7 protein-coding genes are annotated in these 8,344 nt (G+C 64.1%); 1 reads left to right on the top strand and 6 read right to left on the bottom strand.

The features are described from left to right. Nucleotides 1-157: 157 nt before the first annotated feature. From DC432_RS15235 to DC432_RS15225, 3 genes are read right to left on the bottom strand one after another with little or no spacing between them, the layout of a single operon-like run. The gene (locus DC432_RS15235) at nucleotides 158-613 is read right to left on the bottom strand and encodes an acyl-CoA thioesterase (protein ID WP_230005328.1); all 456 of its coding nucleotides are present in this window, start codon (nucleotides 611-613) and stop codon (nucleotides 158-160) included. Nucleotides 614-663: 50 nt separating this feature from the next. After that, nucleotides 664-2,277 carry a flavin-containing monooxygenase gene (locus tag DC432_RS15230; RefSeq protein ID WP_005054981.1) on the bottom strand — a complete coding sequence of 538 codons (1,614 nt, stop codon included), beginning with the start codon at nucleotides 2,275-2,277 and terminating at the stop codon, nucleotides 664-666. 43 nt (nucleotides 2,278-2,320) lie between these two features. Further along, a complete protein-coding gene (locus DC432_RS15225; protein WP_005054979.1) occupies nucleotides 2,321-3,232 on the bottom strand; it encodes an alpha/beta hydrolase in 912 nt (303 codons plus the stop codon). A 482-nt stretch (nucleotides 3,233-3,714) separates the two neighbouring features. Between DC432_RS15225 and DC432_RS15220 the strand changes: the two genes are divergently transcribed. Next, nucleotides 3,715-4,149 (top strand): hypothetical protein, encoded by a 435-nt coding sequence (locus DC432_RS15220; RefSeq protein WP_101305219.1) that lies wholly within the window; start codon nucleotides 3,715-3,717, stop codon nucleotides 4,147-4,149. A 305-nt stretch (nucleotides 4,150-4,454) separates the two neighbouring features. Here DC432_RS15220 and DC432_RS15210 read toward each other — a convergent pair whose 3' ends face one another. The 3 genes from DC432_RS15210 to DC432_RS15200 form a co-directional block, all read right to left on the bottom strand. After that, entirely contained in the window at nucleotides 4,455-5,711 is a 1,257-nt protein-coding gene (locus DC432_RS15210; RefSeq protein ID WP_005054973.1) for a hypothetical protein, read from the bottom strand. Next, nucleotides 5,674-7,017, bottom strand: a complete 1,344-nt coding sequence (locus DC432_RS15205; RefSeq protein WP_005054971.1) for a hypothetical protein — start codon at nucleotides 7,015-7,017, stop codon at nucleotides 5,674-5,676. The genes DC432_RS15210 and DC432_RS15205 overlap by 38 nt, the downstream gene beginning before the upstream one ends. A gap of 69 nt (nucleotides 7,018-7,086) precedes the next feature. Then, nucleotides 7,087-8,190 (bottom strand): hypothetical protein, encoded by a 1,104-nt coding sequence (locus DC432_RS15200; protein ID WP_005054969.1) that lies wholly within the window; start codon nucleotides 8,188-8,190, stop codon nucleotides 7,087-7,089. Nucleotides 8,191-8,344 lie beyond the last annotated feature (154 nt).

The following is an 8,344-nucleotide window of genomic DNA, read 5'->3' as shown; positions in this document are numbered from 1 at the left end:
GAGTGAGACCGTGCGCGCCGACGCCAGCTTCGAGAAGGCGTTCACGAGCCTGCCGCACGCTCGSGGCGGAATAGGTATCGGTGGACATAGCTGGGACCTCGCGTCACTGCAAGTGGTCCCACCCAGTATCCGCCTCCCTATTAGGACCCGCCAATACCTAGTCCGCTGTGGATCCATCCTCTGTGCGCATGAGTCCATGGTGGTGGGGAAGCCGGTCGCGTTCGTAGGTGATGTCGGTGTAGCCGTGAGGAATGGGCTGGCCGTGGTCGTCGAGGCCGACGAAGACGATCTTCTCGATCGTCAGAATGCGGTCACGGGTGATCATGTTGCGCACCTCGGCGCGCATCGTGAGGGAGGTGCGCCCGAACGCGGTGGCGCGCAGTCCCATCTCGATCAGGTCACCTTGTCGTGCGGAGCTGACGAAGTCGATCTCGGATATGTACTTGGTGACCGCCCGAGGGTTTCCGAGCTGGATGATGGCGTAAATCGCGGCCTCTTCATCGATCCAGCGCAGCAGGCTGCCGCCGAACAGGGTGCCGTACGCGTTCAGGTCCTCGGGACGGACCCAGCGGCGTGATCGGAAGGTGACGTCTTCTGACATGTTGTCGCTCATAGGACGACCGTAGGCCGGGAAGCACACTCCCGGCCTACGGTTACCGTCGATCAGGCCGGGATGGGCTGTCCGATGCTGAATCCTTCGAAGTCCTTCGCCTGGATCTCCGAGAGGAGGCCGCGGTAGGCGCCTAGGCCGCCGAGGTAGAACATCACGGCGTGCTTCTTGCCGGGGATGTTCGCCCCGAAGATCCACGAGTCGGTCTTGGGGAACAGCGTGTAGTTTGCGATCGTCGTGCAGGTCTCGGTCCATTCGTCCTCGACCTGCTGCGACACCTCGATGAGCCCGCCTCTCCGCTCCGCCTCGGTCACCAGAGTCGTGATGAACTCGACCTGCGCCTCGATGCTGGGCACCAGGTTGGTGAACGGCCCGTTGGGGCCGAGGATCATGAACATGTTCGGGAATCCGGCCGTCATGATGCCGAGGAAGCTGGTCGGGGCGTCGGCCCAGTGCTCGTCGACGCTCACCCCTCCGCGCCCGCGGATGTCGATGCGGCGGTAGTTGCCGTCGACCGCGTCGAACCCGGTAGCCAGCACGAGCACATCCAGCTCGTGCTCAACACCGTCCGCGGTCTTCACCCCTCGTGGGGTGATCTCAACGATTGGGTTCTCCTTGATCGACACCAGCTTCACGTTGTCCTGGTTGTACACGTCGTAGTAGCCCTGGTTGCACAGGGGCCGCTTCGCATACGGCTGGGTCGGGGTGAGCAATCGCGCCGTCTCCGGGTCCTTGACCGTCTCAGCGATCTTGCGGCGGATGAACGCAGCGGCTGCCTCGTTCGACTCCGGGTTGATAGCGATGTCGTTGAACGTGCCGAACATGAAATAGAATCCGTTGCCTCGGTCCCATGCCGCCTGGAACACGCGCTCCCGCTCGGCCTCGTCGACATCGGTGGCCGCGACGGTGGACTCCTCGAACCCGAAGGCGACGCCGGAGTTTCGGACCTGCTCCCAGATCTCCGGGAACCGGGACTTGTATCCGTCCACCTCCCCCGGGCCGACCGGTCCGTTGCCGGAGGGGACGCTGTACTGCGCCGAGCGCTGGAACACGGTCAGGTGCGACACCTGCTTGGCCGCGGCGACGATGAACTGTGTTCCGGTCGAGCCAGTGCCGATGACCCCCACCCGCTTGCCCTCGATCGACAGGTCCTCCGGCCACTCCGCGGTGTGCACGAGGCGGCCTTCGAACGAGTCGATCCCGGGGATGTCGGGGATGTTGGTTGCTGCGAGCAGTCCCAGCGCCGCCACCACGTATCGGGCCGTGAAGGATTCTCCGGCGGAGGTGCCGACCGTCCAGGTGTTGGTGGCTTCGTCGAAGACGATCGACGTGACTTCGGTGTTCAGCCGGAAGTCCTTGCGGAGGTCGTACCGGTCGACGACGGTCTCAAGGTAGCGGAGGATGTCGGGCTGGTCAATGTACTTGCGGGCCCAGTCCCACTCCTGCAGCAGTTCGTCATCGAACGAGTATCGGTAGAAAGGGCTCTCCGTGTCGGACATGGCGCCGGGGTACCGGTTCCAGTACCAGGTTCCTCCGATGCCGGCGCCCTTCTCGAACCCGCGGACGCGCAGGCCGAGCTTGTCGCGCAGGGTGTGTAGCTGGTAGATGCCGCCGAAACCGGCGCCGACGACGATCGCGTCGAAGTCCGTGGTCTGTGTGGATGTCATGGTGCAACTCCTTCGGTGAATGAGGTGGGTGGGGTGCTGCAGGTCAGTGGCGAAGCCACTGGCCGATCGCCGCAAGCTCCGCGTCGACGTCCGCGTCGCGGCCAGCCAGGAACGGGTAGACGTGCTGCTGTCCTTCGGCGACATGCAGGGTGACGTCAACGCCGGCGCCCTTGGCGCGCTCTGCCACGCGGATGGCATTGTCGACCAACGACTCGACCGAACCGGCGTTGACGTACAGCGGGGGGAACCCGGTGAAATCCGCGTAGAGCGGGTTCGCGAGCGGCGCCGACGGGCTGGTGGTCTCCCCCAGCACGCCGGCGATCATGCCCTCCAGGAGCGGCACGGAGATCAGCGCGTCGGTCGCATCGTTGGTGACCAGCGTCGCGCCGCGGTTCTCCATGTCCAGCCACGGGGAGAACGCGATGACGTGCCCGGGCAGCGGCCGTCCCTTCGCCTTCAACGCCAACGGGATGGCGATGGCGAGATTGCCTCCCGCCGAGTCGCCGATGGTGGTGACGTCCTCGGGGTGGACCCCCCGCTCCAGCAGGGCCTCGAACGCCGCGACCCCGTCGTCTACCTGGGCGGGGTGCGGGTGCTCGGGCGCGCGACGGTAGTCCAGCACGAACGCTGTTACCCCGGCCGCCTTCGCGACGTGCGCGGCGAGCTTCCGGTGGCTGGCCGCAGAGCCGACGGCGAACCCGCCGCCGTGCGTGTAGAGGAGGACCTTGGAGCGATCGGCTCCGGCCGGGAACGCCCAGATGCCGGGCACGCCGCCGACCGTCTCCTCCTTGTAGGTGACATTTTCCGGTTCGATGGTCGGCTGGTGCCATTCATCGAAGATGCTGCGGAACAGCCGCATGTCCAGCTCGTGGGTGGCCATGAGCTCGGACCAGCCCAGATACAGATCACGCAGGGCGCTCGGGACGACTGCGGTCGCGGTGGATGACGAGGACATCGCATAACTCCTTCGTTGATGCTCGGCGCCTGCAGGAACTAGGCGACCACTCGGTGGATGAGCTCTACTCTCAGGGAGGATTCCGCCACAGCGCTGTGCCGATTTGGAACAGCTCACCCGGGTTGCCCGGTGACCACGACAGAGATCGGCTCCGGCGCACGGCATGATCAGGATCCAGCGCACGAACGAGACCGGATCGGGCACGGTGCCAGACGATCAGCGCCGCCACGACGAGAGTCGCGGCGGTCACCGCCATTGCTCCGACCCAGCCGCTCTGCGTGAAGACCGTCGCCAGGACGAGACCGACAGCCGGGATTCCATCTCCACGGAGAGCGACGGCAGCACACGCCGGACGGCGAAGATCTACTCACCGCCACCGTCTCCGCTTCCGACGACGACGACAGCTTCGGCTTCTACTCCCGGCCCACCAAGGCCCACATCATCGCCGCCGGCATCCGCCGCACCGCATGAACGAGCGCCTCATGAACAGCCGCACCAGCCTCACCATCTACCCCGCCCACGACGAGCAAACCCTGCTCCCGCCGACGCCGATCCTCGTCGACGAGCACTACTTCGTCCGCGCCGGGCTCGAGCAACTCCCCGCCCGCCTCATCGGGTTCAGCCCCGCCGGCGCGCTCGCCATCACGGCGTGGGTTCACGACGTGTTCCGTGCCCCGGAGCTCGCACGCGACCTGTACCCGACTTTCATCATCGCCGGTCGCGTCCAGGCATATCCGATCCCCGCCGCCAGGGTCACCGTGCGCGAGCCCGCCGGCGTCGTCCAGGTCGTGATCACCGACCCTCGCGGCAAGAGATACCGGCCATACCTCGGCGAGGACCGCGACATTGCCGACCGCATCGCCGCGGCCTGGGGCTCCCACCGCGGATACTCCGCCACCGTCCAACCGATCACCTGACAATCACGAACGGAGACACCATGCGCTGCTTGATGTGCGAAGAGCCCACCACGATGTACATCCCCTCGGACGACGTCGACGGCATCGGGCTGCATAGCTGCGGTGTCTGCGGGTTCGAGATCGAAGGCCCCCGCGACGAACCCGCGCATGTCGCCGACCATCGGAAGCTCACTGCAACGACGACCTCGACGACGTGTAGGTTCCCGTTGGAAATGGCCGAGGATGCCGGGAATCCCCGGTAGTTGGCAGTGGCCGAAGGCTCAGGATTCCGTGGGGAATGGCGAATCCCTACAGCCCCACGCCAGTCAGTCCTCGGCAACGCTGTCAGCGGCGTCGAGGCCGGGCAGTGTGAGAGCAGTCGCTTCGATCTCTTGCTGGGGTGCAGGCTCGGGCGGCGCCTGCGCCGGCTTACCGAACCCTGCGATTAGAAGCTCGCTGATGTCGTCCTTCAGAGAGCCAAAGCTTCGCAGGAACGCTGCAATGAGGCTCACGCTTGATCTTGCCGCCGGATCATTGAGTCGAAGCTGAGCCCCCGCAGCTTCTGAGATGTCTCGCCCACGAGCTAGCCGCTCGTGAACGACGAGATCAAACTGTCGAGGCAAGTCTCGGAGCGCGGGCTGACGGCCTAGCCGGATTGCGAGTTCTGCAGCAGAGTCAGCCCACTCCGGCGGTGAGGGCTCAAACGCGCCCATGGCCTCAGTCCGCACCTCGGGCGAGGCCTTCGCCGCCGCGAGCAGTCCACTGATGAACTTGTCGAAGTCGCGCGACAACTGGCGCATGCGCTGAGCGGGCACAACTCCGTCTGCGAGGCGTTCGCGAAGAAAACTTGTGAATGCACTCGGATCCATCGGGCGGACAAATCCCACGATCGTTACGAGGTTGAGTACCCAGATACTGAGGGTCTCTGAAATGAGCCACCGTACCGCGAGCTGTTCGTCATCCTTGACGCCGGGCGTCCAGCGCTGGCAAAGCGTCTCAAGTAGACCCAGGCTCTGCTTCAGTGCAGCGAACGGATCTAGAAACCACACGGTGGAAGTGAGGAACTTGAACGCAGGTCCGAGCGTGGGATCGTCCTTGCTGACTACTTTGACTGTGCGCCGCAGAAGCAGGGCGTTGGGTCCGTGGGCCCCAAGATCTGTGAGTTTCGAGAGATTAAGTGCGGCCTCTCGCGCCTGGAGGTCGTTGATCGATTCGACGCTGACGCGGGAATGGCGGCCCAGCTCCCGGGTTCTGGGCGTCACGCTCGAGGCAACAGTCAGTTCCGCTCGCTCTGCGCCTACCAACTCTTGCAGTCCGCGTAGCCACACAATACGGTCGAGTGGTTTCGGCGCGCTCTTCCCCGTCCCGCTCTTGGACTCGCCAATGGTCCGGTGACTCTCGAGCCCGGGACCAAGCCCGATGGCGAGTAGATCCAGGTCGGTGACTTGGATGAGTTCCGCGCCGTAGTAGCTGATGAGGTCGATGCCTACCCGAGTGAAGTACCCCTCCCAGAACCACACTTGGCCTACGCGGCATTCGAGTCGATCACCGGGGGTTAGCGGGTCGGTCTTGACGGGTGGCACGTTGCAGTTCCTTTCTCAGCTCGAGGATCGCTGATCTCGCGATCTCGTCAGCGGCTCCGAGGTCGCCCGCGCCCGCACGTGTTTGCTCTGGGTTGGTGAACTCGCCTGGAGCTCGGAGGAGGTTCACCGTCGGGTCCGTCGTTCCTGCGGACGTTGATGAGTTCTGAAGCCACGCGAGCCCGCCTTCGACGATCTCCTCCTTCACAAGTTCGAGGTATGCCCGGCCGTGGTCCGTTTCACGGACGCGAACGATGCCGTGCGCCTCAAGCAGGTGGTAGTCGGTGCTGATGTTGCTCGCAGGCCCAACGCTCCCGCGGTTTAGGAGCGCCCGCACGAGGACCACAGGATCGTGTATTCGACCGCCGCTACGTTCCGCTCGTTCATGCCCGAAGAGCATGTGGGCGACAAAAAGCTTGCGCTGATTCAGCGCCTCGGTGGTTGTGAGCCGGTCGTCCTCCGACTCGAGAGTAGGTGAAAAGACATATGTCTGCGCTCCGGATCCTCCCGTCGACTTGACGGTGGCGGCCTGGACGAGTCCGACCTTCTGTGCTGCGCCGAACACGCCGGGGGTCGGTTGCGCGAGGAGTGGAAGTGCGAGGCCGGGGTGTTGCGCTGCCTGTTCACATATGCCGAGAAGCGCGTCGCGCTCGCCCGGGGGAAGGCCACGGAGGAACGACGCGATCTCAATCTGTCCTGACTCCCACACGTAAGGGCTATAAATTACGTCCTCGGCGAGATCGACGGAGTTGACGCGCTTTGTAAGGCCTGTCGCCAGTGCAAGGTTCAGACCGGTTTCGCTGACTTGGTCGTTGAATCCTCGTCGGTGGAGTTGGTCGAGATGTTGGGTGGTCGTCAACGGGGCGAACGATGCGACTTCGATCGAGTGCAGCGTTACGATCTCATCGATGGTCGGGTTGAGCTGCTGTAGAACGCGGTAGGACTGTTCGATGAGGTTCCCGGTTACGCCCAGAAACTCCTGCACCTCGATTACAACGCCTTGTGTGTCCAGCGCGAAGTCTGCAACATTGGCAGCCTTCAGCGCCGGCAGCACGGTCGAGTGAAGTGATTGCCTTCCAATTCCTGCCTGGACGGCGAAAGACTCGAGGGCGGATGCACTCAAGGGGTCGGAGAATCCATGGATGCGGGCGACGAAGTCCATCGCTTCGCCTGCGTGAAGTAGTGACTCGAGTCTGGGTCTCAGAGCCGGGTCGATTGTGCGCGAGGCTTGATGAACCCGCGTCACAGCGCGCCCGAGTCGCCGGTCGGACCTGTTGACGTCCAGATCGGCAGTGGTGCTCTCCGCCATTCGAATCTCCTCACCCGCTACCGAGATGAGCCTACTGATCGGGCGTACGCTCCTCGCAGTGCGCTCGTCTCAATTTGTGGGGAATCGCATTTCGAGCACTCGCTGCCATTTGACGACGTCGGCGGCGTCCTCGGGCCGAAGACTGCGCATGTGTGCCAGACGATTCCGAATCGGCATGATCTGCGCGCTGAACTGTCGCCAGTGAGCGGCGCTCAACCCCAAGTCGCCGATCTGGGAACGGTCCTTTAGTTGGAGCAACTCCCCGAGTGAGAGCCATTCGAGAGGGTCGCGCAATTGCTTGACCGACGTGGCGCCCATGTATGCCGATTCGCTCGCTCGCTCGAGCACTTTTTCCGGAAGGTCGCCGTTCAGGCACTGCGTGCGCCAGTTCTCCGCCCATGCGGCGATTGCGCGCCGACGCACTTCGCGTCGGATGATCCGCTCGATCTTCCAGAGTCCCGAACTCACCTCGGCAAGCTGCTGCTGAGGATCGAGGGCATCCGCGAGAACCTCGTCGAGCGCCTTCTTGAGCGGTCCGAGATGCTTCGGAAAATTCCATGTCCGAGTCGCACCGTCGGGCGCTGTAAGGCTGGAACCATCCAGCGCCTCAAGCTCCCTCGCGTTGAGCAGGCCCAGCGCGCTCTGGCCAATCAGCAGGCTCTCGTACACGACACGATCGAGAGACGCAGCCAGGTCCATACCGAGTTCTGTCAGCGCCCGGCACAGTACGTCGGCCGGGGAGGCGCCGTCTTCAACGCACGTTGGCCACTCGTGAGCGCCTGTGCTCTTGACGACCGGAGCATGCGCCAGGCTGGCGTCGTCAAGGAGCGAACTCCCGACCACTGGAGGGAAAGCAATCCGAGGCGCCCGGGAGAGGAGGATGACCCTGCCGCCGGCCTCGACGTCGCTGAAGACGCGCTCGCGTAGCGCACCCATCTGAGTGGCCTCACTCTGCATCGTGAGCGACTCCATCCCGTCGATCACGACTGTTCCGGTGGTAAGTGGGCCATCTGGCTGCAAGTAGTCCCGGACGCGCGTCACGTTCACCTGCGAAGCCCCCAGAGCGCGGCGGGCTGGCTCGTTGCTCGAGCCCAGCTGCAGGAACACGACGCGGAGTTGCTCCGCTTTTCGGTGAACGCCCAGTATCCAGTCGGAGTAGTCGGTCGCGCTCATACGAGCTCCAGGATCACGCTGACTTCGAACTCGCCGTCCTGTTCGTGAATCAGACCCAGGTCCTTCAGTCGACGAACTGCGACGTGCTCGCTGGATGCGAGTTCCTTGAAGTCGGCTGCACTGTCCATCAGCACGTCCAGCATGACGGCCTCGT

It is taken from the genome of Microbacterium testaceum (assembly GCF_003075375.1).
GTDB lineage: Bacteria > Actinomycetota > Actinomycetes > Actinomycetales > Microbacteriaceae > Microbacterium > Microbacterium testaceum_E.
This window is presented reverse-complemented; position numbering and strand designations above follow the sequence as displayed.